Origin of the sequence: Parahoeflea alexandrii (assembly GCF_024105735.1) — a bacterium.
Classification (GTDB): Bacteria; Pseudomonadota; Alphaproteobacteria; order Rhizobiales; family Rhizobiaceae; genus Hoeflea; species Hoeflea alexandrii.
The window spans coordinates 824,685-848,768 of the sequence record NZ_JAAAML010000001.1 but is presented as its reverse complement, the minus strand read 5'-3'; the positions used below and the strand labels follow the sequence as shown (position 1 = coordinate 848,768).

Annotated in this window: 21 protein-coding genes; 12 read left to right on the top strand and 9 right to left on the bottom strand. The window is 61.1% G+C overall.

Annotated features, from left to right (window positions below; genetic code table 11):
* Positions 1 to 101 precede the first annotated feature (101 nt).
* From ggt to GTW23_RS03840, 4 genes are all read left to right on the top strand, one after another.
* On the top strand, positions 102 to 1,847 hold the full coding sequence (gene ggt, locus GTW23_RS03855) for a gamma-glutamyltransferase (protein ID WP_252914683.1): 1,746 nt from the start codon (positions 102 to 104) through the stop codon (positions 1,845 to 1,847).
* 161 nt (positions 1,848 to 2,008) lie between these two features.
* The gene (locus GTW23_RS03850) at positions 2,009 to 2,965 is read left to right on the top strand and encodes a DNA cytosine methyltransferase (RefSeq protein ID WP_252914682.1); all 957 of its coding nucleotides are present in this window, start codon (positions 2,009 to 2,011) and stop codon (positions 2,963 to 2,965) included.
* On the top strand, positions 2,962 to 3,819 hold the full coding sequence (locus tag GTW23_RS03845) for a NaeI family type II restriction endonuclease (RefSeq protein ID WP_252914681.1): 858 nt from the start codon (positions 2,962 to 2,964) through the stop codon (positions 3,817 to 3,819). Before GTW23_RS03850 ends, GTW23_RS03845 begins: the two co-directional genes overlap by 4 nt.
* Before the next feature lie 6 nt (positions 3,820 to 3,825).
* Positions 3,826 to 4,239 carry a very short patch repair endonuclease gene (locus GTW23_RS03840; protein ID WP_267661834.1) on the top strand — a complete coding sequence of 138 codons (414 nt, stop codon included), beginning with the start codon at positions 3,826 to 3,828 and terminating at the stop codon, positions 4,237 to 4,239.
* A 16-nt stretch (positions 4,240 to 4,255) separates the two neighbouring features.
* Here GTW23_RS03840 and GTW23_RS03835 read toward each other — a convergent pair whose 3' ends face one another.
* Positions 4,256 to 6,943, bottom strand: a complete 2,688-nt coding sequence (locus GTW23_RS03835) for a cation-translocating P-type ATPase (protein WP_252914680.1) — start codon at positions 6,941 to 6,943, stop codon at positions 4,256 to 4,258.
* A gap of 137 nt (positions 6,944 to 7,080) precedes the next feature.
* The gene (locus tag GTW23_RS03830; RefSeq protein WP_252914679.1) at positions 7,081 to 7,596 is read right to left on the bottom strand and encodes a CreA family protein; all 516 of its coding nucleotides are present in this window, start codon (positions 7,594 to 7,596) and stop codon (positions 7,081 to 7,083) included.
* Positions 7,597 to 7,866: 270 nt separating this feature from the next.
* Between GTW23_RS03830 and GTW23_RS03825 the strand changes: the two genes are divergently transcribed.
* From GTW23_RS03825 to GTW23_RS03810, 4 genes are all read left to right on the top strand, one after another.
* A complete protein-coding gene (locus GTW23_RS03825) occupies positions 7,867 to 8,058 on the top strand; it encodes a hypothetical protein (protein WP_252914678.1) in 192 nt (63 codons plus the stop codon).
* 88 nt (positions 8,059 to 8,146) lie between these two features.
* Positions 8,147 to 8,746 (top strand): SCO family protein, encoded by a 600-nt coding sequence (locus tag GTW23_RS03820; RefSeq protein WP_252914677.1) that lies wholly within the window; start codon positions 8,147 to 8,149, stop codon positions 8,744 to 8,746.
* A gap of 33 nt (positions 8,747 to 8,779) precedes the next feature.
* Positions 8,780 to 10,654, top strand: coding sequence for a cation:proton antiporter (locus GTW23_RS03815; RefSeq protein WP_152007926.1), 1,875 nt, complete (start codon positions 8,780 to 8,782; stop codon positions 10,652 to 10,654).
* Entirely contained in the window at positions 10,651 to 11,538 is an 888-nt protein-coding gene (locus tag GTW23_RS03810) for a 50S ribosomal protein L11 methyltransferase (RefSeq protein WP_252914676.1), read from the top strand. The genes GTW23_RS03815 and GTW23_RS03810 overlap by 4 nt, the downstream gene beginning before the upstream one ends.
* 117 nt (positions 11,539 to 11,655) lie before the next feature.
* Here GTW23_RS03810 and GTW23_RS03805 read toward each other — a convergent pair whose 3' ends face one another.
* Complete coding sequence (locus GTW23_RS03805) at positions 11,656 to 11,829, bottom strand: hypothetical protein (RefSeq protein WP_193217202.1); 174 nt, start codon at positions 11,827 to 11,829, stop codon at positions 11,656 to 11,658.
* 294 nt (positions 11,830 to 12,123) lie between these two features.
* On the opposite strand from GTW23_RS03805, the gene GTW23_RS03800 reads away from it, so the two are divergent.
* Positions 12,124 to 13,953, top strand: coding sequence for an aminopeptidase P family protein (locus GTW23_RS03800; RefSeq protein ID WP_252914675.1), 1,830 nt, complete (start codon positions 12,124 to 12,126; stop codon positions 13,951 to 13,953).
* 22 nt (positions 13,954 to 13,975) lie between these two features.
* Here GTW23_RS03800 and GTW23_RS03795 read toward each other — a convergent pair whose 3' ends face one another.
* The 4 genes from GTW23_RS03795 to GTW23_RS03780 form a co-directional block, all read right to left on the bottom strand.
* A complete protein-coding gene (locus GTW23_RS03795) occupies positions 13,976 to 14,272 on the bottom strand; it encodes an AzlD family protein (protein WP_193217407.1) in 297 nt (98 codons plus the stop codon).
* Positions 14,273 to 14,289: 17 nt separating this feature from the next.
* Positions 14,290 to 15,000 carry an AzlC family ABC transporter permease gene (locus tag GTW23_RS03790; protein WP_252914674.1) on the bottom strand — a complete coding sequence of 237 codons (711 nt, stop codon included), beginning with the start codon at positions 14,998 to 15,000 and terminating at the stop codon, positions 14,290 to 14,292.
* A gap of 124 nt (positions 15,001 to 15,124) precedes the next feature.
* Entirely contained in the window at positions 15,125 to 17,242 is a 2,118-nt protein-coding gene (locus tag GTW23_RS03785; protein ID WP_252914673.1) for a putative bifunctional diguanylate cyclase/phosphodiesterase, read from the bottom strand.
* Between the two features lie 140 nt (positions 17,243 to 17,382).
* Positions 17,383 to 18,345 carry a LysR substrate-binding domain-containing protein gene (locus GTW23_RS03780; RefSeq protein WP_244615122.1) on the bottom strand — a complete coding sequence of 321 codons (963 nt, stop codon included), beginning with the start codon at positions 18,343 to 18,345 and terminating at the stop codon, positions 17,383 to 17,385.
* Positions 18,346 to 18,416: 71 nt separating this feature from the next.
* Between GTW23_RS03780 and GTW23_RS03775 the strand changes: the two genes are divergently transcribed.
* Both GTW23_RS03775 and GTW23_RS03770 read left to right on the top strand, forming a co-directional pair.
* The gene (locus tag GTW23_RS03775) at positions 18,417 to 18,614 is read left to right on the top strand and encodes a YdcH family protein (RefSeq protein ID WP_210385765.1); all 198 of its coding nucleotides are present in this window, start codon (positions 18,417 to 18,419) and stop codon (positions 18,612 to 18,614) included.
* 23 nt (positions 18,615 to 18,637) lie between these two features.
* Entirely contained in the window at positions 18,638 to 18,817 is a 180-nt protein-coding gene (locus GTW23_RS03770) for a hypothetical protein (protein WP_152007920.1), read from the top strand.
* 23 nt (positions 18,818 to 18,840) lie between these two features.
* Here GTW23_RS03770 and GTW23_RS03765 read toward each other — a convergent pair whose 3' ends face one another.
* On the bottom strand, positions 18,841 to 19,563 hold the full coding sequence (locus GTW23_RS03765; protein ID WP_252914672.1) for a polyamine aminopropyltransferase: 723 nt from the start codon (positions 19,561 to 19,563) through the stop codon (positions 18,841 to 18,843).
* 295 nt (positions 19,564 to 19,858) lie between these two features.
* Between GTW23_RS03765 and GTW23_RS03760 the strand changes: the two genes are divergently transcribed.
* Complete coding sequence (locus tag GTW23_RS03760; protein ID WP_252914671.1) at positions 19,859 to 21,355, top strand: inorganic phosphate transporter; 1,497 nt, start codon at positions 19,859 to 19,861, stop codon at positions 21,353 to 21,355.
* Positions 21,356 to 21,451: 96 nt separating this feature from the next.
* Here GTW23_RS03760 and GTW23_RS03755 read toward each other — a convergent pair whose 3' ends face one another.
* On the bottom strand, positions 21,452 to 23,923 hold the full coding sequence (locus GTW23_RS03755; RefSeq protein ID WP_252914670.1) for an EAL domain-containing protein: 2,472 nt from the start codon (positions 23,921 to 23,923) through the stop codon (positions 21,452 to 21,454).
* Positions 23,924 to 24,084 lie beyond the last annotated feature (161 nt).

The window sequence follows — 24,084 nt, the reverse complement described above, 5'->3', positions numbered from 1 at the left end:
GTTGACGAACCGGCCGATGTGGCCTGTTGTAGCGTTTTGCCAGCCATGGCCTGCCCCGTCCCGGTCCTTGATCCAGGACGATCCGGAAAGGAAGTTATACCATGACACGCCCGATGCTCCGCCCGCTCACAGCGCTTACCGCTGCCGGTATGATCGCACTCGCACCTGTTGCCGCCAGCGCCCAGGAAGCGGCGATCTACAGCTCCATGGATGCGGTGCATCCGGTCTGGGCGAAATCGGCGATGGTTTCGGTGCAGGAGGCGGTCGCCGCCGAAGTGGGGCTGCAGGTTCTCAAGGACGGCGGCAACGCTGTCGATGCGGGCGTCGCCGTGGCGCTGGCGCTGGCCGTCACCCTGCCCCGCGCCGGAAATCTCGGCGGCGGCGGCTTCATGATGGTGCATGACGCGGCGAGCGGCGAAACAAAGGCGATCGACTACCGCGAGATGGCGCCGGCGAGTGCGACGCGCGACATGTATCTTGATGCCGAGGGCAATGCCGACAGCAATCTCTCGCGCTTTACCGGCATGGCCGTCGGCGTTCCCGGCACCGTCGCCGGCATGCAGCTGGCGCTCGAGACCTACGGCACCATGACGCTGGCGGAGGCCGCGGCCCCGGCGATCAAATTGGCTGAAGACGGCATCCTTGTCACCGCCGATCTGGCCGATAGCCTCAAGGCGCTGGAAAAGCGGCTCAAGACCTGGCCGGCTTCGGCGGCGATCTTCTACAAGCCCGATGGCAGTTTCTATGAGCCCGGTGACCTGTTCAAACAGCCGGACCTGGCGGCGACACTGAAGACGATCGCGGCGGAAGGCCCCGACGGATTCTACAAGGGCGAAGTCGCCGAGAAGATCGCCGCCTCCGTGCAGGAGGCCGGCGGCTCGATGACGGTGGAGGATCTGGCGAACTACAGGGCGGTGATCCGCGCGCCGGTGACCGGAACCTATCGCGGCCACGAGATCGTCTCGATGCCGCCGCCAAGCTCGGGCGGCACCCACATCATCCAGATCCTCAACGTGATGGAGGGCTACCCGATCGGCTTTCTCGGGCACAATTCTTCCGACACCATCCACCTGATGGCGGAAGCCATGAAGCGCGCCTATGCCGACCGCTCGGAATATCTCGGCGACCCGGATTTCGTCGATGTGCCGGTCGCAGCACTCACCTCGAAAGACTATGCCGCCAAGATCCGCGACGGCATCAGCCTCAACCGCGCCACGCCATCTGAAACCATAAAGCCGGGCAAGCTGGCGCCCTACGAGAGCGACCAGACCACACATTTCTCCATCGTGGACAAGGACGGCAACGCGGTGTCGAACACCTACACGCTGAACTTCTCCTATGGCTCGGGCATGACCGCGGCCGGCACCGGCGTGCTGCTCAACAACGAGATGGATGATTTTTCCGCCAAGCCCGGCGTGCCCAATGCCTATGGCCTGATCGGCGGCGACGCCAATGCGGTCGAGCCCGGCAAGCGGCCGCTGTCCTCGATGAGCCCGACCATTGTGCTCAAAGACGGCAAGCCGTTCCTGGTCACCGGCAGCCCGGGCGGCTCGCGCATCATCACCACCACGCTGCAGGTGATCTCCAACATGATCGATCACGGCATGAATGTCGCCGAAGCCACCAACGCCGCGCGCATCCACCACCAATGGCTGCCCGACGAAATCCGCGTCGAGGACGGCGGGTTAAGCCGAGACACGGTGGCAGCACTCGAGGCCAAGGGCCACACAATCGCGGTCAGAAGCGTGATGGGCTCGACCCAGTCGATCCATGTCGATGCGGAAAAGGGGCTGTTGCTGGGGGCGTCCGATCCGCGGCGGACAGGATCGGCGACGGTGGGGTATTGAGGGGGAAGCGCTTTGGACCGCCTCCGGCTTGCAGTTTGACCATGCGCTAAGCGGGACGAGCCGTTGGAAGCCTGATAACTTGTGAACCGCATGATGTTCATGTATTGTTCTTGTGTATTTTCAGATCCGCACCTGCGATCCTCGCACAAGGAGAATCTTCTATGTTGAAGTCAGTCGAACTATGTGCGGGTGCGGGCGGTCAGGCCTTGGGACTAGAGCTGGCTGAATTCGAACATATAGCTTTGTTCGAAAACGATCCGCACGCTTGTCAGACGCTTCGGTTGAACCGCCCAAACTGGAATGTCGTCGAGCATGATTTGTTTCAGGATTATGATTTTTCCCAGTTTCGAGGCGTCGATCTGCTTGCAGGGGGGTTGCCCTGTCCACCATTCTCGAAGGCTGGCAAGCAGCTAGGTGAAGGAGATGAGAGGAACCTCTTCACAAGAGGAGTAGAAATCGCCGAACTAATCCAGCCCAAAGCAGTAATGTTTGAAAACGTTAGGGGGATGCTCGATCGCGCCTTTGATGATTATCGTGATTATATCGAACTCCGGTTGCGCAAAATTGGCTATAAAGTCAGCTGGCACCTCCTGAATGCCAGTGATTTTGGCGTGCCTCAACTACGTCCACGCGTGGTTATGGTGGCTCTCAAGAGCACCTTCGCTGACAGCTTCAATCTCGATTTTGATGTGGTTAAGGCCCCAACTGTCGGAGAAAAACTAAAAGATCTGATGGCAGCGAATGGATGGCCGGGAGCAGAGCACTGGGCGCAGAATGCAAACCGCATAGCCCCAACACTTGTTGGCGGATCAAAAAAGCATGGCGGGCCTGACCTAGGTCCAACCCGAGCCCGTCAGGCGTGGGCCGAGCTTGGAGTGGAAGGTAGAACCATCGCTGATGAAAACCCAGCATCCGATCATACCGGCATGCCGCGTTTGACGGTGCGTATGGCTGCTCGCATCCAGGGTTTTCCCGACAGTTGGGATTTTTATGGCCGCAAAACTGCAGCCTACCGCCAAGTCGGAAATGCATTTCCGCCTCCGGTGGCAGCGGCCGTGGCACAAAAAATTTGTCATGCTCTGAACAAACAAGATAGTGTTTTGGCACTTGCCGGATGACACCGGACCATCCTGACTATGTTATAGTTTCTCAAATAGTTCAGGAGATTGAACGACTGATTGGCGGTCACTCTGAGCTTCTTGCCAGTTTTCCAGAATTGGTTCAGGACGCCGTTGACTTTGTTATCGACCCAATCAGAACAGCCAGAACACGAATATCGGATCTCGACAATGTGGAGAAAACGTTCATAGGTCTGAAAATAGAGCATTTCCTCCGGGATTTCCTCGGCGTTCCGAAAGGACTGAGAGACCTTCGTATCGGCGGTATGGATGTGGACGTGAAAAATACAGTTCGCAGCACCTGGATGATTCCACCCGAAACATTTTCCAATCGAGAACCCTGTGTTTTGGTTATGGTTGCAACAGAGAAGCACGAATGCTCGCTCGGTGTTTTTGTCGCCCGTGCCGAATATCTAAATGCGCCAAACCGCGACGGTAAACGCAGCGTTAGCAAACACGCCTTCAACCATATTTGGTGGTTGCTTCAGCATGAAAAGCTACCCCAAAGTCGCTTTGCCGGTATTGATATGGCACGTTTCCGGGAACTACGCGCAATGAAGGGCGGTTCTAAGCGTACTGCACAGTTTTTCCGCGAAAACCTCAATAGGATCGTTCATAGAAGCGTGCTTCTCGGACTGCTTCACGATCAGCTTGATCCCATGAAGAGAATAAGAGGGAACGGGGGAGCGCGGGACATTTTGGCTCCTGAAGGTATCTTGTTACTCTCAGGTGCCTATGATCGCAGTTTGATAAACAGCTTAGGTTTACCATATTGTTCGCGGAACGAGTTTATCGCGACATTTTCGGGGATACCTGAAACGCTGAATATAAACCTTAGTTCAAGAGGTTCCTGACAAAGGTTGGCGGACAAACTTTCAGAAAATGCGCGTTCAGCCAATATGGCTGCTATACGATCAAAGGACACAAAACCTGAAATGATCGTGCGGCGGCTTGTACATAGCCACGGCTACCGCTACCGGCTTCATCGGAAAGAGTTGCCAGGCAAGCCCGATCTCGTGTTTGGCCCAAGAAAAAAAGTCATATTTGTACATGGCTGTTTTTGGCATCAACATAATGATCCAGATTGTCTTGATGGGCGGCTGCCTAAAAGCCGTCTGGACTATTGGCTCCCAAAACTGGAACGCAATCAGCAGCGGGACAGTTCAAACCAGAGATCGCTAGAATCGTCTGGCTGGAAAGTTCTGATTATTTGGGATTGCGAAACCAAGGAGATCGCTGCACTCGAAATGAAAATCAAAGCTTTCTTGGATTAAGCATCAATCCCTGCTCTCACCGCCCGATATACCCCGTCAGCGCCAGCCACGCCTGGCCGAGCACCAGTGGCACCAGGCTTGCGACGGCCGCCAGCGCCAGGCCTTGCGGGCCCGGCCAGGGCAGGCCGAGGAGGTTCGCGAGCGTTGGCAGCCCCACCGCAAAGCCGATCAGTCCGAGGCACAGCACGATTGCACCCCAGACGTAAGCGTTGCGGGTCACGTCGTTGCTGATGAGCCCGGCATCGGGATCGCGCATGTTGAACACATTCCACAATTGCGCCAGCGCCAGCGTCAGGAATGCCACGGTCACGGCCGCGACGGGCGCCAATGCCAGCCAAGTGAGCGCCAGCAGGAAGGCGCCGAGCGTGGCGACGGTGATCAGCGCCCCCAGCACGGCGATGAGCCGCCAGTGCAGGCGATCCAGGATCTGCTCCTTCGGATCGCGCGGCGGCTTGCGCATGACCTCCCCGTCGCCCCGCCCCAGCCCCAGCGCAAACGCCGGAAAGACATCGGTGACCAGGTTCAGAAACAGGATCTGCAGCGGCAAGAGTGGCATCGGCAGGCCTATGCCGACGGCAAGGCCGACAACCAGCACCTCGCTGACATTGCACGACATCAGGTAGACCACGAATTTGCGGATGTTGTCGAAGATCACCCGGCCCTGCCGCATTGCCGAGATGATGGTGGCAAAGCGATCGTCGCGCAGCACCATGTGGGCTGCTTCCTGGGCAACCTGGGTGCCGCGCTTGCCCATGGCGATACCGATGTCCGCCTGCTTGAGCGCCGGCGCGTCATTGACGCCATCGCCGGTCATGGCCACCACGTGACCGGCTTTCTGAAAGATCGACACCAGCACCAGCTTGGTTTCCGGCGCAACGCGCGCGAACACATCAGCCGACAACACCCGTTGCCGGGTCTCTTCACTGATCGCATCAGGATCGATGCCGCTGATCTCGTGGCCTTCGATCACGCTGAGATCACCGTCGCCGAGGCCCGCCTGCCGGGCGATCGCCGCAGCCGTATCGGCGTGGTCGCCGGTCAGCATAATGACCCGGACACCGGCAGCGCGGCTCGCACGGATTGCCGGCGGCACATCCCCGCGCACCGGATCGTTGAGACAAACCAGCCCAACCAGGGTGAGGCCGGCGTAAGGGTCCGCCTCGCCGCTTTCAGTGTGCTGCATCGCCAGTCCCAATAGCCGGTTCCCGGCTTGCGCGGCTTTCGAACTCCGGTCTTTCCAGGCTTTGCGGGTGGCGGCATCCAGCGGGCGCGGACCATCAGGGCCGAGACCATACTTGGCGCTGTCGATGACAGCCTCGGGCGCGCCCTTCACCGCAATCAGGAAACGATCCCCGTCTTCATGGACGGTCGCCATCATCCGTATGGCGGGATCGAAGGCATGCTCGCGGATTTCCGGAAAATCCTTGAGGAGTTCGGACTGGGACAGCCCGGCTTGAACTGCCGCCTGCAACAATGCCAACTCCATCGGATCGCCGGCATGCCCGTCTTCCCCGCCATCACCGAGTTCCGCATTGGTGCACAGGGCGCCGATCCGGATCGCCCAGCCAAGCGCCTTGTCTCCATCGGGATCGAGCCGTGCATCGCCAGCTTTGAGGATGTGTCCTTCACCATGAGCTTCAGGGCCAACATCCCGCCCTTCGACCAGGTAACCCACCACCGTCATCCGGTTTTCGGTCAGCGTCCCGGTCTTGTCGGTCAGGATCACCGTGGTCGCACCCAGCGTTTCAACCGAGGATAACCGCGTGATCACCGCGTTGCGCCGGGCCATCCGCCACATGCCGCGCGCCAGACTAAGCGTGGCGACCACCGGCAGCCCCTCGGGCACTGCCGCCACCGCCAGCGCCACGCCGGTCTGGATCATCGCAACCACGTCATGCCCGCGCAGAATGCCGGCGCTGATGGTCAGCACCGCAAGCACGAAGGTCAGCCAAACCAGCCGGTGGCCGAGCCTGTCGAGCCGCCTCTCCAGCGGCGCCGCTTCGCTTTGCGCGCTTTGCACGAGATCGCTGATCCGGCCGATCTCTGTGGCCATTCCGGTTGCCACCACCAGCCCCTCGCCGGTCCCTTGCGTAATTGCCGTTCCCTTGAACGCCATTGATGTCCGGTCGCCCAGAACCGCTTCGCGGTCCGTCGCTGTCTCGGCCTTGAGAACCGGGACAGATTCGCCCGTCAGCACCGATTCGTCCGCCTGGAGATTGGAGGCCTGGCTGATCCGCAGGTCCGCCGTCACCACGTCACCCGCCTCGAGAATGACGACATCACCCGGCACGAGCCCGTGCGCATCGATCATCCGCTGCTGCCCGTCCCGCCGCACCCTGGTCTTGATCTCGGCGATGCGCATCAGCGCTTCCATCGACCGCGCGGCCCGGAGCTCGGTGAAAAAACCGATGGCGCCGTTAAGCAACAGCACCACGATGATGGCGCCGCCTTCGGCAATGTCACCTAGCAGAAAGGACATCAGCGCCGCCGCTGCCAGCAGCCAGACGATGACACTGCTGAACTGGTGCGCGAGGATCGCAAGGCTGCTCTTGGTCTTTTGGCGGCGCAATTGGTTGGGACCGTGCGCGCTTAGCCGCTGACCCGCGTCCCGATGGCTCAGCCCTGCTTCGGGATCGGTCTCCAGCCGGACGGCGACATCTGCCACGGAAAGCGCATGCGGGTTTTCAGGCCTGCCTTTTGTCACGTGAACGTCTGCCTTTGAAACGGATGCGGTTTGCTCGCCCGCCGCGCAAGAAACGCGATGGACAGACAAACAGAACCACAAATCCCGTCACATCAGCATGACCGAGATCAAGTGCCCGCAAACCGGAGGCAGACGGCTTACGGTTTGCCGTTTCTCCAGGTCACGTCCTGGCCGTAGAGCGGCACCGTCGAGATATTCATCTTGGCCGAGCCGTCCTGCACCTGCTGCGAGTTGACCAGGTAAATCAGCGTGTCGTTGGCCTTGTCGTAGATCCGGCGCACCACGAGCGACTTCCAGATCAGCGAGCGCGATTCCTTGAAGACCACGTCGCCATCCTCGTCGAGGTCAATGTCGCCGATGGTGATCGCCCCGGTCTGGCGGCAGGCAATCGACGCGTTGGAGGGGTCCTCGAACCAGTTGCCCTTCTGCAACCGGTCGATGACGCCGCGGTCGAAATAGGCGACGTGGCAGGTCACCCCCGCAACTTCGGGGTCGCTCACCGCATCGATCAGGATGTCGTTGCCGAGCCAGTCAACTCCGACCTCTCCGACCTGCTCGGCCGACGCCGGGCTTGCTAGAATCGGCGCGACGAGACAGCTCGCAGCAACCAGACCGGCGGACAGGGTTGAACGGATGCGCGTGCTGTGGATCATGTGTTTTCTCCTTAGCCTGTGAAACGCGCCAGCAGGCGGGATGTTCCACGAAGCGTGTTCTGTAAAATGACCATCCCGATATGGGTTCTTGCCGTGACAAATGAAAGACGCAGGCCGCGTCATCACATTTTGCCCGGACACATGCGAGCGGAAATGGTGCGCAGTCCAGCCACAGACTGCAGATCCGGTGCTCGCGCCGGCGTCGATGCCGCGGTCTCGGTACCCATCAAACCTCTTCCCTTCGGATACGATCGGCTCTAAATAGTGGACATGACCGCACGCACCGCGCTCAGGCGCCAAACATATCAGACCCGAACCGGGTCAAACGGGGTATTTGTCTACCGCGCACTCGGCCTTGTCGCTGCGGCGATGGCAACAGGTCTGGTTTTTGCCGCCTGGCAGTCAAACGGACCGGCCCTGCTCGAGGCGTTTGCCGCCAATGGTCTGGCCTGGTGCCTCTGATATAGATTGCGCACGCTCAAGCCCACTTGCCAATTCAACTGCATAAGGCATCTGCCGCCAGCCTGCGGCAACCTTACTGGAGACATTGATGAAAACCATACGCCTTGTCCTTTGGGTTCTTGTCGCGGCCATGGCTGTGGCGCTCGGCTGGTTGACCTATGAATGGCAGCGGACCGAAAACGAACTGTCAGGCAAACCCTACGGCGTGCCGTTCGAGCTTGTCGATCAGAACGGTGAGCCCATTACCGAGGCCGCTCTCCGCGGCCGCCCGACGGCGATTTTTTTTGGCTTCACCCATTGCCCCGAAATCTGCCCTACCACCCTGTTCGAACTCGACGGGTGGCTCAGGCAGGTCGATCCGGATGGCGGCAAGATCGGTGCCTATTTCATAACCGTCGATCCCGAGCGCGACACGCCTGAACTGCTTGGATCCTACGTCTCAGGGGTCAGCGACCGGATCATCGGCATTTCGGGGGAACCCGATGACGTTTCCGGCGTTATCAAGGGATTCAACGTCTATGCCAAGAAGGTGCCGATCGATGCGGCCGACCCCGATGGCGAATACACAATGGATCACACCGCATCGGTATTCCTGCTGGATCCACAAGGCCGCTTCAAGGGAACCATCGCCTGGGGCGAAAATCCCGACATCGCCATAACCAAGCTTGAGAACCTGATCAAACCGTAACCAGCGCCAGGGGCGGCGCCAGAGGGGACAGACATGGACGACATCGTTCTCAAACTTGCCGTCATCGGAGCCGCCGGCATCGCCGCGCAATGGTTTGCCTGGCGGCTGCAGCTTCCGGCCATCGTCTTGCTGCTGGCAGCCGGTTTCATTGCCGGCCCGGCGACCGGTTTTCTCGATCCGGCCGCCGATTTCGGCTCGATCTACCGGCCGATGGTCTCGATCGCCGTCGCGATCATCCTGTTTGAAGGCGGGTTGACGCTCAATTTCAAGGAAATCCGCGAAACCTCCACCGCCGTCCGCCGCATCATCATGTATGCCGGACCACTGACCTGGGGCATGTCGGCGCTTGCCGCTCACTACATCGGCGGCCTGAGCTGGCCCACGGCAATCGTGCTCGGCGCCATTCTCGTGGTTACCGGCCCGACAGTGATCATGCCGCTGTTGCGCCAGGCCCAGCTTGATGCCCGCCCGGCCTCGCTGCTGCGCTGGGAAGCGATCGTCAACGACCCGATCGGCGCCCTGTTCGCCGTGGTCGCCTTCGAGATCATCCTCGTCTATATCGGCCTGCACGAGGCTGACAACCTGATCCTGCTCTTGGGCGGCGGCTTCATTGCGGCCATCGGCCTGGGTTTCGCCGCAGCCAAGCTCATCGTCTGGTCCTTCGTGCGCGGCCATGTTCCCGAATTTCTCAAGGCGCCTGTGCTGCTCGCCTCCGTGGTGGCCGTCTATGCCGCGACCAATTCGGTGCTTGAGGAATCCGGCCTTCTGACAGTGACCGTGATGGGCGTCGTGCTGGCCAACAGCCGCATCGCCTCGCTCACCGACATGCGCCGTTTCAAGGAAACCATCACCACCCTGCTGGTCTCCGGCGTGTTCATCATTCTCACCGCCTCGCTCAGTCTCGACGAGATCCGCTCGCTCGATTGGCGGGCCGCGCTGTTTGTCGCGGCCCTGCTTGTCGTCATCCGTCCGGTCGCCATCATGCTGGCCACCATCGGCTCCGGAGCCACTTTCCAGGAGCGCCTTCTCAGCGCCTGGATCGCGCCGCGCGGCGTTGTCGCTGTTGCCGTCTCGGGTCTCTTCGGCACGCTGCTGGCCGATGTCGGCGTCGAGGACGCGGGCCGCATGGTCGCCTTCACCTTCGCCGTGGTGGTCACAACCATCGTGCTGCATGGCTTCACACTAGCGCCGCTGGCAAGTTTTCTCGGCCTCAAGAAGGCCTCCAAGCCCGGTATTCTGATTGTCGGTGGTTCGCGCTGGTCGACAGCGCTCGCCGTCAAGCTCAAGGAAGCCGATGTGCCGGTGATGCTTGCCGACCAGAACTGGAACCACCTCGCCGAGGCGCGACTGGCCAACATCCCGGTCTATTTCGGCGAGGTCCTGTCCGAAGCGGCCCATCACAGCATCGATCCGAAGCGGTTTTCAAACCTCATCGCCACTGGCGACAACGACGCCTACAATGCGCTTGTCTGCACGGATTTCGGTCCGGAACTGGGCCGCAGCCACGTGTTCCAGATTGGCCGTGTCGACGAAAAGGCCCGCCAGGCGCTAAGTTTCACGCTGGGCGGCCGCTCGCTGACCAGGGAGCCGGTCAGTTTTCTCGATCTTCGGGAAAAACTGCTGCAGGGCTGGACCTTTCAGCTCACCCGTCTGACCGACGAGTTCAGCTGGGAAGACTACAAGGCAAGCCGACCCGACGGTGCCATGATCCTGTTGTGGGTCAAGCCTTCGGGTGCGATCTCGTTTGCCACCGCCGCATCAAACTCGCCCGGTCAGAATGACAGGATCCTGAGCTTCGCCCAGCCAAAGGATGAAGCCCGCGCCGCGGCAGCCAGCAAGACAACCCGCAAGGCAGAGGAGACGGCCGCCGCCCAGGCCGCAACCGATGAAGGAAAGAAGCGGACGTGAGCGACCACAGATACTATTTCCGCACCGACGAAGCCGGAGCACAGCGCGGCCTGGATCTGCTCGACGCGGCCTTCGAGGATGAAGGCCTACCACTGACCACCATGGAAATCGACGAGGACGCCGGGATCTGGGAGGTTTCCGTCTACGCCCCCGGCGAGCCGGACGAAACCCTGCGAAACCGGATTGCCGCCTGCATTGCCGACGAGTTTCCCGATGCCACGATCGACCTCGAGGCCTTTGGCGAAACCGACTGGATCGCCAAATCGCTCGAAGGGCTCAAACCTGTGCGTGCCGGGCGCTTTCTCGTGCACGGCTCGCATGACCGAGACGCAGTGCGCCCCAATGATCTTGCCATCGAGCTTGAGGCCGGACAGGCCTTTGGCACCGGTCATCACGGCACCACCGCCGGCTGCCTCGAGATGATCGAGATGGTCATGCGTGCCCGTCCCGAAGGTCCGCGCGGGACGGGTGCAGTGCTCGATCTGGGAACCGGTTCCGGAGTTCTTGCCCTCGCCGCAGCCCAGCTCGGCCCGGTCCGGGTTCTGGCCACCGACATCGACCCGGTCGCCACCCGCGTCGCCCGCGAAAATGTCCGCCACAACCACCGGACCGCCCAGATCCGCTGCGTCACCGCAACCGGATTTCATTCGACCGCCTTTTCCGATGCCGGTCCGTTCGGGCTGATCATCGCAAATATCCTCGCCCGGCCGCTGATGCGCATGGCGCCCGATATCAAGCGCAACCTCGCCCCCGGCGGCTCGGTGATCCTGTCAGGCATCCTGGCAAGCCAGCGCTGGCAGGTTCTCGCAGCCTTCAGGGGCCAGGGCATACGCCATGTGAAAACCCTCTGGCGCAATGGCTGGGTAACGATCCACCTTAATTGACGCGCAATCGATCACCGGTTTCCACAAGAACAAACCCGCAAAAACAAGAACGGCCCCCGAAGGAGCCGTTTGCATTGGTCTCGGTTCAAGGCGCCGTCATGGCGCAGCCGGCAAGGCCTAGAAGAAGTACGCCTGGGCGCCTTCGCGCTGAAGTTCTTCGCGGGTGCGGCCGATCGACTTGAGCTGTGCGTCGTCCATTGCCAGCAGCGCACCGTTTACATAACGGCGAACCTGGCGTTCGCGGGCGCTGACGAGACGGTCGAAGGCGTTCTGAAAGATGTTCACGGACATTTGGTAATCCCCTTTGGGTAAGTGATTGTTCTGTCCTCCTGCAAACCAAGATAGTGATTTCGCCCGGAATGTGCAGAGCTTATGTTGCAGTGCAGCTATGTACAAGACGCATACCAAATCCAATAGCAATGCAAATTGCTGCCTAATTAGGCGGCAAACTGCATCGCACAGAGATTGTGCGCACGATTACGGGCAGCCCGTCTGTCCTGTCGGATCAAATCCGTTTCCCAGCCTCCCAATCCGGACCGGGATTGTTATAAGGAGAACCAAGGTACGGCTTGCAGGAATCCCATGATGTTTCAGAATTTTGAAGTGCTCTCTTCCCCGGACCAGGCGGCCGGGCGCGTTGCCCGCCTGCGGGCCCGTTTTGCCGACTGGGGCGTCAACGCCGTCGCGGTGCCGCGCTCCGACGAGTATCTGGGTGAATATGTACCCGCCTGCGCCGAGCGGCTGGCCTGGCTGACCGGCTACACCGGCTCCGCCGGATCGGTGCTGGTGCTGCAGGACAAGGCCCATATCTTTGTCGACGGACGCTACACCAACCAGGTTCGCGCACAGACCGACCCCTCGGTCTTCGATTACCAGGATGGCGTCGCAACGCCACTTGCCGCGTTTGTCGAGGCAGCAGACCACCCCGGCCTCAGGCTCGGCATTGACGCCTGGACCTGGCCCACAAGCGAGGTGCTGCGCCTCGAAAACGCCTTGAAACCACTCGACGGACAGTTGGTGTTCCTGCCGCGCAATCCGGTCGACGCCATCTGGGACGACCGGCCGCAACCGCCGCTGGGAGCAGTGTCGCTGCAGCCGCTGGACCTGGCCGGCGTGCCGGCCGGAGAGAAGCTGGCGATGATGGCTCAAGCCGCAGCCAAAGCAGGAGCCGACGCTCTGGTTCTTGCCGACCCGTCCAGCGTTGCGTGGAGCTTCAACATCCGCGGCGAGGATCTGCCATCGACACCGCACCCGCTGTCGCGCGCCATCATCCCGGCTTCGGGCCGGCCTCAGCTGTTCATCGACAAGCGCAAGACCGGCATCGAACCGGAAGCCTATCTCACCCAGCTTGCCGATCTCGAGCCGCCATCTGGCTTTGACGATGCGCTGATGGCGCTCGGCAAATCCGGCGCGCGAATCATGATCGATCCCGCCGTCGCACCGCATGCGGTCTCGTTACTGATCGAACAGTCCGGCGGATCGGTGCTCAGTGCCCCCGATCCCGCCCGCCTGCCCCGCGCCTGCAAGAACGCGGCGGAGATTGCCGGCAGCGCGTCCGTACACCGGCAGGATGGCGCCGCGATGGTGCGGTTTCTGGCCTGGCTTGATGACCAGGAGCCCGGCTCGATCGACGAAATCACGGCCGCCACACGGCTTGAGGAGGCCCGCAGGTCGACCGGCGAAGCCATGCAGATGCCACTCCGTGCGCTGTCCTTCGACACGATCTCCGGCGGCGGTCCCAATGCCGCGATCATCCACTACCGGGTCAACACCCGCACCAACCGCCTGATCGAGTCCGGCGAGATGCTGCTCATCGATTCGGGCGGTCAGTACACCGCCGGCACCACCGACATCACCCGCACCATTGCAGTGGGCGAGGTCCCCCATGAGCAGAAGCGGTTTTTCACGCTGGTCCTCAAGGGCATGATCGCGATCAGCATGCTTCGCTTTCCTCCAGGCACCCGCGGCCTCGACCTAGATCCCTTTGCCCGCATCGCGCTTTGGAAGGCCGGCGTCGATTTCGCCCATGGCACCGGTCACGGCGTCGGCAGCTATCTCTCCGTGCATGAAGGCCCGCAATCGATCTCGCGGCGCGGAACCCAGGAACTGCTGCCCGGCATGATCCTGTCCAACGAACCCGGCTACTACCGTGACGGCGCCTTCGGCATCCGCATCGAGAACCTGGTGGTGGTGCATGAGCCGCAGGCCATCGACGGCGGCGACAGGCCGATGCTCGGCTTCGAGACCCTGACCCTGTGTCCCATCGACACGCGACTGGTCGTGCCAGAACTGCTGGATTCGGTTGAGCTGGAGTGGCTCAACGCCTATCACGCCCGCGTTTTCAACGAACTCTCACCGCTGCTGACAGATGATCCGGCGCTGGTCTGGCTCAAGAACGCCACCATGCCGATGTGAAAACTTCGCTGTCAGCCGCGGATCACAGCCCTGCCGCCCTCAGCGCCACGATCAGCGCCCAGCCGATGCAGAACATCGCCATCATCGGCAGCCTGAAACCAATCGCCAGGCAGATGGCCAGCGTCACGGCTTCGGCCGGGCCGCTGGTCACGGCGGCGGGTGCGACCAGCGTTGCAAGAACCGCAGCCGGCACCGCATTGAGCGCCGCGTCGATGCGTGGCGGGATACGCCGGAACCGCGACAGCACCAGATGGCCGCCGGCCCGCGCCGCATAGGTGACGATCGCCGCGCCGATGATGGTCCAGACCGTCATCGGCAGGCCGAGGAACTCACCCGTCATGGCGCGATTTCCCCGTCTTCCGGGCTTTGCGGCGGCAGCAGCATGGCGACGGCCACCCCTGCCAGCGCCCCGAGACTGACATGCCAGGGGGAGCCGACCGTGTAGAAGGCAAGGATCGACCCCAGCCCGGAGGCAATCACCACCGGCAGCCAGTTGGGCCGCGCCCGGAAACCCAGAACCAGCCCGAGGAAGTATATCGGCAGCAGGAAATCGATGCCGAGAGCCGCCGGATCGGTGATCAGGCTTCCGAACACGCCGCCGATATAGGCCTCGACAATCCAGAGCACATAGACCGGCAAGGCCATGCCCATGTACCAGCTCATGGTCAGGGCGAGTTTCCGGTCAGCCCGCGCCTCGGACGCTGCATACTGGGGATCGGTGAGAAAGAAGAATGCGATCGGCTTCTGCCACGGCTTGAACAACCCGATCCGCCGGCCGAGCGCAGCCGAGTAGAGCACATGGCGGAAATTGACCGCAAACACCGACAGCACGACGATCCAGGGAGCGATACTGGCGCCGAACAGTTCGAGACCGACCATCTGGCTGGCCCCGGCGAACACGGTCGCACTCATCAGCACCGCCTCGCCCACCGTCAGACCGTTGTCGACGGCCAGTGCACCGAACAGCATGCCGAACGGCGCGGCTGCGGCAACAATAGGCAGGCTGGCGCGAACGCCCTGAAAAAACTCCGACCGGGTTGGGGACATGGAAAGACTCTCCTGTATCCCCTCGATAGGTCAGGGATACTGACCGGTCAATTCAATAGGTTTGATGTGAAGCTTGAACAGGGCTGATGCGCCAGACCGCCGGGACCAGCAAACCTCCGCTCGATCAGGCCGAAAGGGTCACAGGCGTTTCACCATCGCCGGGCTCTGATCGGATGGAGGTTTTGACCCGCGGTCCCTGTCCAGAGGCGGCTTCAGCGTTCAGGCTGATACGGCCGCTTTCAACCAGCATGCCGATCGGAATCGGCCTTCCCAGCAGAAACCCCTGTGCCTCATCGCATCCCTCTTCACCGAGCAACGACAATTGACCCTCCGTCTCGATGCCTTCGGCGAGGATAGGGATCTCAAGGCTCTTTCCAAGCGTCAGCACAGCCCGGATGATCGATTTGGCCTGAAGACTGTCCTCGGCCTCGTTGATGAAAGAGCGGTCGAGCTTGATCTTGTCGAAAGGGAAGGACCGCAGCATCTCGAGTGACGAATAGCCGGTACCGAAATCGTCAAGCGCGATGTTGACGCCCAGCGCCTTGATCTGCCGCAGCACGCTGAACGACCGTTCCTTGTCCTGGAAGATGGTCGATTCGGTTAGTTCCAGTTCGAGCCGGTTGGCTGCCAGGCCCGTCGACATCAGAACTTCAATGATCAGCTTGTGAAGGTCGGCATGGGCAAACTGGGCCGGAGACAGATTGACCGCCACCTTGTAAGGCGGCGTCCAGGAGGCAGCATCCGCGCAGGCCTGCCTGAGCACCCATTCCCCCAGTTGCACGATCAACCCGTTTTCCTCGGCGAGCGGAATGAACTGGGAAGGCGGAATGAAACCGTGCTCCGGATGGTTCCAGCGCAACAGCGCCTCAAAACCGCGGATCTGGGTTGTCGAGACCGAGGTCTGCACCTGGTAATGAACGGCAAGCTGATTGTTGTCGATTGCCGCGCGCAGGTCATTGACCAGGCAGCGGCGGGCCCGGACCACGTCATCCATGGACTGGTCATAGTAGCAGACATGGTGAGCGAGATCGGCCTTGGCCCGATACATGGCAAGATCGGCATTGTTGATCAGGCTTTCCTGGGTGGCTGCATTGTCCGGATAGAGCGCCACACCGAGACTGGCCCCTGGCGTGATTTCAAGATCAAGCACCTTGACCGGCTCGAAGAGGGCTGCCTTCAGCCGCGCCAGAAAATCCTCAAGCTGGGCCTGGTCGACATAGCGTTGGATCGCGGTGAACTCGTCGCCGCCGGTCCGCGCAACGAACTCGCCTTCGCGCGAGAGCTCCATCAGCCGTTTTCCCAGACTGCGCAAAAGCATGTCACCGACACCATGGCCACGCAGGTCATTGACCTCCTTGAAGCGGTCGAGATCGATGCCGATCAGCGCCACCTTGCTGTTGGTCTCCTTTGCAATGTCGATCTCGTGATCGAGCCGGTCGGCGAAGCTTGCACGATTGGGCAGGCCGGTCAGGCTGTCATTGAGCGCCATGTGGCGCAACTGGTCGAGCGATTCCGTGCGGGCACTGTCATCAATCATGTAGCTGGCCAGTCCCGCACCGACAATGACCAGCGCCACGATCGCCACCGCCAGAGCCAGTGCCTGCATGGCTGCCGGGTTGGAGAAGGAATTGTCGACAAGCAGCGGCGTTACCCTGAACGCCGTCATTCCGGTGAAATGAAGGCTGACGATCGCAAGGAAGAGAACCGCGGCGGACACAGACCTGCTCAACCGCATGGATCTTCGCAAGGCGACATGAACTGCCGCCGCCGACAGGCCGACCGAAAGAACAATCGACGCAAGCAGATAGGCCTTGTCCCAGGTTATGATGCCCTGTACCCGGTACGCCATCATCCCGGTGTAATGCATCACCGCGATCGCCATGCCGACCATTGCACCGCCAAGTGCCGGCGCATGACGCCTTGTGCCGCTGGCCGCCAAGAGAAAGCCCGACCCAGCCCCGACTATGGCGACAAGCAGCGAGATGATTGTCATCAGCGGATCGAAAGACACCGGCGCGCCAGGCTGATAGGCCAGCATGGCAATGAAGTGGGTACACCAGATCGCTGCGCCGGCCGCCACGGCGGTCAGAAAATGCCATCCCGCCCGCTGCATCCCGGTTGTGCGTGACGCCCGCTCGAACAGGCAGATGATTGCCCAGGAGCCCGCTGCGCAAACGATGGCCGCCACAACAACCAGCCAGATATTGTGCTTGTCGACCACGCAGTCGAGAATTGTCATCATGGAGATCTGTCTTCGCCGCTTGGGGCCGTTTGGCCACTGTCCGTTTTCCGGCGATACCAGCACGAGCCGGCTTAAGTCCCACTTAAGCGCTTACTGAAACACTTCGCAGTCGGATGTTAACCTTTGCTGCCAGACCATGGTCAGGCGGTTGTCATCCCTTTGACTGACATCATGGAAACAGCTTTCCGCGCTTCTTCGCACAAGAGCCGGAAATGATCCGACCGGACAGAATTTCTGCGCCAGGCCAGGCCGATCTGCCGGTCAAGCGGCAGATCGGACAATTCGAAGAGTGTGATCCCTGTTTCACGCTCGAATTCGGAACTGACATAGGCGCTGGGGAACAGCGAAAGCCCCATTCCGATAGACACCATCTGGCGCAGGGCATCGAGGCTTGTTCCCTCATAGTCGCTTCGCATCTGCGCCCCGCTGACATCACACAGCCTCAACACTTGCTCGAACAGCCGGTGGCCCCGGCCGAGGGTCAGCAGCTTCTCGCCAGCAAGGTCCGTGGTACCGATGCTCCGGCGATCGGCGATCGGGTGTTCGTTCGGAACACCGAGGAAGATCTTCTCGACGCAGAACGGCATCGCATCAAACCCCTCGGTGGCAAGCGGCATCGGCGTCATGATGCAGTCGAGCTTGCCGTCTCTCAGGTCACTCTCGAGAGTGTTCGGGCGATCCTCGCGGATATAGATCTCCAGTGCCGGATACAGCCTGTGCAGTTGCGGCAGGTAATGCGGCAGGAAATAAGGTCCGAATGTCGGCGCGACGCCGAGCCGGACCAGCCCTCCGAGATTGTCCGCATCCACGCTGGCCATTTCGACGAACTCGTCGAGACCGGACAGGATCGTCCGGGCAAGCGGCAGAAGCCGGGCGCCCGCTGCGGTCGGAACCGCTGTTGCGCCGCCCCGCTCGATCAGAACCACGCCGAGCTGGTCTTCGAGAAGCTTGAGCTGCGTTGAAAGCGTCGGTTGCGAGGCATTGCAGGCCCGGGCGGCCTCGAGGAAGTGCCCCTTCTGTGCGACGGCGACAAAATACTGCAGCTGGCGATGGCTGGGGCGATAGGACAAGGCAACCTCATAGAGAAAATCTATGAGAGACATATAAACAATCGATTTGAACTATCAAGCGATCCTTCCCATCTTGGTGGTGTAACCAAGCACAGGAGAAGTTCATGATCGCACGACTGAATGCACTGCGCACCAGGCACGGAATTCTTGAGGCCAAGATTGACGCTGAACATTCACGCCCCAGGCCCGACACCATCCGCGTCAAGATCCTCAAGAAGATGCGCCTGAAGCTTCGCGATCAGATCAGCCGTTACGAACGCATCCTGGTGGGCTCCCGCCGCCAGATGTCATCCCAGTCGTAATTCAATTCAACCGGAGGAAACCAATGTTTCTCATGTGGGACGATTCTCACTCGAAATCTGACGAAAAAACCGAAAGGCTGAGGGATCTCGAAGCGCGCATGGACGCCTATCTTGTCCAGAAACGCGGCAAGGCTTCCAGCGAACTGGTCCGCGCCGTCGCCGAAGCCCGCGAGAAGGTGCGCGAGGCGATGAGCCCAAACTAGCTTGGGCAGGCATGCCAGGTTTTTCAGCCTGATGATTTGCGCGCCAGATAGACCGTCTGAGTGAATGGCTTGTCTTGCAACGGATTGTGAAATGTCACCGGTTCGGCCCAGGCGTGTGCAAACACGGCTGAGAGCCGGCCGGTGAATGCATCGTCGGTCCGCTCGTCCGACCACAGGCCGAACATCCCGCCGGGTTTGAGATGCGCGGCAAGCTTGTGAAGGCCCTCGGGCTGGTAGAAGCTCTCGCTGCGCGCATCAAGCAGCGCATCCGGGGAATGGTCGATGTCGAGCAGGATCGCGTCAAACAGGCGGCCCGGAGCCTCCGGGTCGAACCCGGCTTCGCTGCGGGCCATCGCGAAGAAATCCCCCTCCACCAGCCGGCAGCGCGGATCGGCGACAAGCTCGGGTCCGAGTGGCAGCAGACCGGTCTGGTGCCAGTCGATCACCGCCTCGAGATATTCGACGACGATCAGGGATCCCGTCCGCGGCTCGTCGAGCGCCGCCCTGGCGGTGTAACCAAGCCCCAACCCGCCGACCACCACGTCGAGCCCGTCGCCTTCGCAGGCCGCCAGCCCCAGCTGAGCCAGCGCAATCTCGGACGCGGTAAACAGGTCCGACATCAGATGCTCGTCGCCGAGCTTGATCTCCAGAACGTCGACCCCGAGCCGCGCCTCGTGCCTGCGCCTGAGCACCAGTGCCCCGATCGGCGTCGGACGGTAGTCGAGTTCTTCGAACAGTCTGGACATGGTGTCTCCTCGCTCAAGGCAGATGATCATGGCAACCGATGCGAAAGCAATTGCCCGGGACTTATCGGCGCTTTGGTTGCGGATAACAAGAAGTGCCGTCTGCACGCAGATCGGCGTCCGCCGCTAGAAACAGCACCAAGCCGGCCTTCAAATCGGCAAAAAGCATGAATATCCGTTGAAACGCCCGGGCTGCGGCTTGACGGAACCCGCCGGGACCTTCATCGACGGCAGTCACAGAACTGTCACATTCGGCCGACGCCGGATCCGCACCGGAAAACGGGAAGCATCACCTCGCATGGCTGACACCTACCGCAAGCCCACCCTCGACAAGGATCTCGACAAGTTCGCGACGATGGAGGAGGCCACCGGCCTTCTCAATCGCGGCTTCGTCACGCCGGGTCTTGCGATCGTCTTCATCTTCCTGTGCGCCATCATTGCCGCGGTCTTCGTCACCGGCCATCCCGGCGCGGTGACCATCATCGCCGCCGCCATGATCGGCGCCTACATGGCGCTCAACATCGGCGCCAATGACGTGGCCAACAATGTCGGTCCGGCGGTCGGATCACAGGCAATGACACTCGGCGTGGCTCTGGCCATTGCGGCAGTCTTCGAAAGCGCCGGCGCGCTGATTGCCGGCGGCGACGTGGTCTCTACCATTTCCAAGGGCATCATCGACCCGGTCGCGGTTTCCGACCCCAACGTCTTCATCTCGGCGATGATGGCGGCCCTGGTTTCGGCCGCCATGTGGATCCACCTTGCCACCTGGCTCGGCGCGCCGGTTTCCACCACCCACTCGATTGTCGGCGGTGTAATGGGCGCGGGCATTGCCGCCGCCGGCGTCGACGCCGTCAACTGGCCGACCATGGCCTCGATTGCCGCAAGCTGGGTGATCTCGCCTTTCATGGGCGGCCTGATCGCCGCCGCCTTCCTCGCCTTCATCAAGACCGCCATCATCTACCAGGATGACAAGATCGCCGCCGCCCGGCGCTGGGTGCCGGTGCTGATTGCTGTCATGTCCGGCGTCTTTGCCACCTATCTGGCGCTCAAGGGCGTCAAGAAACTGGTTGCCATCCCGTTCGAAATGGCGCTGCTGATCGGGCTTGGCGTTGCGGTGCTGAGCTGGCTCGGCGCGAGACCGCTGATTGCGCGCCAGGCCCAGGGTCTGGAAAACCGCAACCAGTCCCTGCGCAAACTCTTCGGCCTGCCGCTGATCTTCTCGGCTGCCCTGCTCTCCTTCGCCCACGGCGCCAATGACGTGGCCAATGCGGTTGGTCCGCTGGCCGCGATCGTGCACACCGCCGAACTTGGCGAAGTCGCGCCCAAGGTGGTGATCCCGCTCTGGGTGATGGCGGTCGGCGCCGTCGGCATCTCGCTCGGGCTGTTGCTGTTTGGCCCGAAGCTGATCCGCATGGTCGGCAACCAGATCACCAAGCTCAACCCGATGCGCGCCTATTGCGTGGCGCTGTCGGCGGCAATCACCGTGATCATCGCCTCCTGGCTGGGCCTTCCGGTCAGTTCCACCCATATCGCCGTGGGCGCGGTCTTCGGCGTCGGCTTCTTCCGCGAGTGGTACACCGAGAAATCGACCCGCAGGGCCGATTACGTCGCCCGTCACAAGCTCAACAAGTCCGGCGATGAAGCCCGCAACACCCGCCTCGCCGATCAGCGCCGCCGCAAGCTCGTCCGCCGCTCCCACTTCCTGCAGATCATCGCCGCCTGGGTGATCACCGTGCCGGCTGCCGCGGTGCTGTCGGGCGTGATCTTCGTGGTGTTGCGGGCTGTGCTGGTCTGAGACACCCCCGCGGCCGGCAAACAGGCTCGGACAGCACAGAACGGCCGGTGCGCGCGTGTCGGCGCCCGTCTTGAACCGAAAGCCTGTGCGAAGGCTTCAGGCGATCCTTCTTTCTTGTTGCGGTCGCTCCGTCGAGCCCAAACGACGCGTCACATAGTCGTCCAGCGGTTCCGGGCGATGCAGATGGAAGCCCTGGCCATGTGTCACACCCAGCTTGCGCAACTGCGTGATGATGTCCTCATTCTCGATTTTCTCGGCCACGACATTAAAACCAAGGTTTCTGGCCAGCTCCACGACGGCGGCAATGATCGCCCTGTCGACGGTGCTGTCGACAATTTTTTCAACGAATGCGCCATCGATCTTGATGCAATTGATGGGAAACCGGCGCAGATAGTCGAACGAGCAAAGTCCCGAGCCAAAATCGTCAAGCGAGACCATGCATCCGTGGTCTCGCGCCCTGCGAACAAAACGGCTTGCGGTCTCGAAACTGGTGACAGCAGCCGTTTCGGTAATTTCAAACGCAATCTGTGACAACTCGGTCCCATATTCACGAGCGGCATCGTGAATGAAGGACCAGAGGCTTGGGTCGCTCAGGGTCTGAGCCGACAGATTGAATCCGATTTTCAGATCCAGCTTCTTGAGCAGAGGACCGTGGTCCGCAAGCGCTTTCCGGAAGATCCATCTGTCGAGGACCGGAGCCATCCCGAAGCGTTCAGCGGCAGGAATGAACCCATCCGGGCCGACAATACGGCCATCGCGCGCCCTCAACCTTGCCAGGATCTCCAATCGCCCGCACTGTTGCCCGGAATGCTCGATTGACTGAATCTCCTGGCCAAACAGGATCAACCTGTTTTCCTCAAGCGCTTCCGTCAGGTCAGCGACCTCACGTGCGGCGGAAAGTCCCGAAGTCGCCCTGGATTTGCCTTCACTGAAAAACGAGACCCGGTTTCGTCCCGAAGACTTGGCGGCGTAACAGGCGTCATCCGACTGCGCCAGCGCGTCTGAAGCAGAAATGAAGGGATCGCTGACGATGGTGATGCCTATGCTGCATCCCAGGCGAGGACCACCGACACGGTAGCCAAGATCAATCGCCTGCACGGCAGCGATCGTGTCGCCGGCTATTCTCTTGAGCTCCTCCCGCTCGGTCCCAAAGACCAGTATGGCGAACTCATCACCGCCCAGACGCGCAAAGATCGCCTTTTCGGGGAGGATGTCGGCGACGCTGGCGGCGATCGCCTTCAATGCTTCATCTCCGGCAGCATGACCGGCAAAGTCGTTGAGCGCCTTGAAGTGGTCGAGATCCAGATAGAGGATGGCAAAAGCCGTCGTCGCTACATTCGCAATGGCCTTTTCCAGCGCGCCGTCAAAGGCAATCCTGTTGTACAGCCCGGACAGCGCATCATGATGGGCCGCATAGGCCAGTTGCTGCTGCCGGCGCGTTTCCTCCGAGATGTTCTGGAACGTGTAGACATTGCCACAGCTTTCACCCGAAGCGGAGAGGATGGGACGGCTCTTGCACCGGTACAACTCGGAATAGATCTCCAGTGTCACGCCGTTCTTGAAGTCATCCCCGCAATCCAGATCGACACTCTGTATCGCTGCATCGTTCCGGAACAGTCGGAAGATGTTCGAGCCTATCAGAGCGTCATGGTCCACCGACAGCATCCCCAGCGCGGACGGATTGGCGAAATTTATCACCCCGGAGACATCCGTGCTGATCACGGAATCGCTGATCGCCCCCAAGGTGATCTGGTACCGCTCCTTTTCGGCGTAGAGCGCGCGCGCGGCCCTGATCTCCTCGGTGACATCCCTGATCGTACCGACCAGATATCCGGCGCTTCCCTGGCTCTGCAGGGACTTTGCCAGTGTCTCCACATGGCGGACTTCGCCATCCTTCCTGACGATCCGGTAGGGGATCTTCACCACCTCGTTCTTGTAGATAGCCGCCATATGCTGGCGCTCCGCGTCAAGCTTGTCCTCGGGGTGGAGGAAACTTTCCCAGGTGTGGCTGTCGATCTCTCGGGAACGGGACTCCAGCCCGAATATCTCGCAGGTCTTGGCATCCCAGAAACTTCCCTCGCGCCCCACGTCGAAATGCCAGATGCCGGTCTCTGAGGCCGCAAGGGCAAGCTTGAAACGCTCATTCGTCAGGCTCGCGTCTCGCTCGGCCTCTTTCTGTTGAGTGATATCGGTCTGAACACCCATCACTCTCGTTGGACGACCATCCTGGTCCCGTTCGACAATGGCGCCCCTGTCAAGCACCCAGACCCAGCGGCCATTCTTGTGTTGAAGCCGCAGCTCGGTTTCGATGCTGTCGCACTTGCCGGCCAGATGCCGGTCACCACTTTCGATTGCGCGTGCGCGATCTTCCGGATGAACCAGCAGAAGAAACAGATCCTCCTTGGCTGGAAGCTCCTTGCGTCGATATCCGAGCATTTGACACCAGGACTCGGAATACTGGGTAACGTTTGTCCTGAGATCCCAATCCCAGACGCCCAGGCCCGCAACTTCCAGAGCCCGCCTCCAGGTGTCGGGGTCTTTCACGGTCGCATTTTTCGGATAGTCCATCAAACAGCTCCGCCCGGGGTCTTGTCCCAACCCTCAGCCTTGATCATGGGTCGAGGGGTGTCAAAAAGCCGTTAAGCAGAACTGCAAGTTCTAAAGAACCAATCTCCGGCGACAGCTGTCACGTCCGGGTTGGCATCCCGCCACGAACAGGAAGCGCCGGC